The following is a 2,487-nucleotide window of genomic DNA, read 5'->3' on the forward strand; positions in this document are numbered from 1 at the left end:
TCCTCCAACGCGTTCACGAAGTCGGGTCGAAAAGCGGCGAAAAAGCCGAAGCGTTCGCGCGCGCCTTCACCCCGACCGGAAATGTTCCAGCTGCCCCGCCCGGCAATCATGAATAAGACGGGCTAGGGCGTCGCGCAGATTGACGCTTTTGTCACAGCCGAGAGGAGTTGATCAGTTGGTCGCCGACTGGGCTTTGAGTGCTGCCGAGCGCGGCGAGGCTCCGACTACAATCCGAGACAACCATCCGAAGTCGCGCACAATGAAGCGAACGGTCATTGCGATGACAACGATTGACACCCCAAGCATGCTGGCGACGGAGATCCTGGTCGAGATATCCCATAATTCTCCGAACTGAACGAAGTCCATGAGGCGAAAAACGGTGCCCTGGAGCAGATAAAGAAGCAGCGTGCTCTGGCCAAGCTCCACCGCGATAAAACGAGCTATTCGATTTGAGGAACTGAGTTTCCAGAGCTGAGCGATTATTTCAAACGCGATCCAAGAGGCCGCTGCAGAGCCCGCGAACATCAGCAACACTTGCTCAGCCGAGGCAGTGTCGTGAATCAGGGCGAGATTGTTGTAGACGTAAGTCTCTTTGCTCCAAGCAAGAAAGCACGCGCAAGCAATTGCAGCGGGAGCGAACATCAGGAGGATTTTGTTGCGTGGAAGAAGGTGTGTCTGACGTTCGGTCGACTGGGAGAGCAAGAATCCGAGGCAGAAGAATGGGTAAGTGTATCTAAGCAAGGGCGCTATGGAAAAGGTGACGGGCATGACTGCGACAGCAAATGCAGACATGCCTACAATCCACATCGATAGGCGACGGAAGATCGTCAGAAGACCCTTTACGACAAGGAAAGAAGCAAATGTTGCCCATATAAACCAGTAAGAACCGACTAAATCGTTCAAAAAATCTCCGCCAACTATACTGCCCGAGGGCAAAGACACCACAACTTTAACCGCCTCCAAAATGGCCCACCAAAACAGCGTTGGCAGCAACAATTGGGTTGCGCGCTCTTTGACGCTACGAGCGAATGATTTTCCAAGGAGGGCTCTCGAAGACAGATATCCGCTTATCGCCATAAAGAGAGGCATATGAAACATGTAGATCGATTTGAAAAACGCCGAATCCCAATAGCCATTGCCTCGGTAGATGACGTACTGCAGCAAATGTCCAATGATCACCAAGATGATGAGTATGCCTTTGGCAAAGTCAAAGCTTAGATCTCGCTTGTCTGCTCCGGCCGCGTGTGAGCCGTGGCCAGTCGATGGAGTTGCGCGATAAAGCATAAAACCTCTAGCTTGGTTGTGCCACAGCACCGTTCCGGGACTATCCGTTCCTTAAAGATAGTGTGCGGCCTCTAGGCAGACGACTTTGCATCAAGGGGTTTACTCAGACCGTGTAGTGGTGTCCACGGCCTTGTAGGCCCGCAGCAAGCCAACGTCCTCATGTGTCGCCCAAAACGTCAAGTCCGGCCGGCGCTGCGTCACGCTGCATCGTTTCAGATGAGTGCGCTGGCGAGTAGATGCGGCGCTCGCGTCGAACAGGCGAGGTCAATTGTGTCCTGGTCGTCCAAGTGCGGATTATGCTTTCTTTCCTCTGCAGGTTGTCACCCAATTCGATTGAACTAATACGTCAGATCAATATCGACAGATAATCGCGGCATTTCGCGGACAACTAGCTAGATTGATCGCTGTGCCGCCCTTGAGGGCGAAGTCCTTTTCAGCCGCGACGAACGGCAGCGCTTCGATCAGCAGCGCGACCTGTTGTTGATAGCGTTCAGACAGGGGCACTGAGTTCCTCCGGAACGGTTATCAGGTATTTTGGATCGAGCTTCCCGCCCCTCACGAGCATGCGCTTTCCCTTCCCCAGATCGACCTTTTCGCGGTCTATTTGCTTCAACCATGAATGGTTGTGACGCTCGGCGAACCAGAAGAACAATCGTTTCACCTTCACGCTTTTGCAATCGTCCAGCAGTTTCTGAAGCTTGCGCGGACCGAGATTTCGCAAGCCCTCAACGAGCATGTCGACCTGGTGGAAGCTTTCGTTATTTGGAAGCTCGTCTAACAATTCAAGCAGGGCGCGCTCTGGCGATGAGGCAGTAAGTGGCCATTCACCCTGGCCCCATATCTGCTTGAACGGTCCCGCTTGTAGTTCATCGGCAGGCGTGCCGGTGTTGCTCTGAACATTCCAGGCGTAGTTCTTCAGTCCTTTCGTGACCGGATCGGGCTTGAAGAGCGTCGTGCTCTTGCGGAAGAGAAAGCGCTCTTTGAGAGGCAGCTTGGAGACCCAATTTATAGGTACACGGCCTACATCGGCCGCACGGTTTTCCTCAGACCGGATCAAGGAACGCGCCAACGAGCTAGCTAGCCCGTCCTATTCGTGAGAGTGCGGCTTTTGGGCCCGATTGATGCGGCCGTACATCTGCTCTGACGAGGCGCACAGGATTGCCTTCGGCTTTTCACCGCCTGACGACCGGTACTTTGCAACGC

Annotated in this window: 1 protein-coding gene and 2 pseudogenes; all 3 read right to left on the reverse strand. The window is 53.9% G+C overall.

Annotated features, from left to right (window positions below):
• Positions 1–171: 171 nt before the first annotated feature.
• Positions 172–1,284, reverse strand: a complete 1,113-nt coding sequence (gene nolL / locus AC066Y_RS43095; RefSeq protein WP_478279118.1) for a nodulation factor fucose acetyltransferase NolL — start codon at positions 1,282–1,284, stop codon at positions 172–174.
• A gap of 341 nt (positions 1,285–1,625) precedes the next feature.
• Positions 1,626–1,788, reverse strand: a pseudogene (locus AC066Y_RS43100) (nucleotidyl transferase AbiEii/AbiGii toxin family protein); the annotation flags it as partial.
• A pseudogene (locus AC066Y_RS43105) lies at positions 1,775–2,296 on the reverse strand (type IV toxin-antitoxin system AbiEi family antitoxin domain-containing protein); the annotation flags it as partial. The pseudogenes AC066Y_RS43105 and AC066Y_RS43100, both read right to left, overlap by 14 nt.
• Positions 2,297–2,487 lie beyond the last annotated feature (191 nt).

It is taken from the genome of Bradyrhizobium sp. USDA3010 (assembly GCF_056429065.1).

Coding starts and splice junctions, on each gene's coding strand:
- nolL (WP_478279118.1), bottom strand. CDS start 1,284: ATGCTTTATCGCGCAACTCCATCGACTGGCCACGGCTCACACGCGGCC.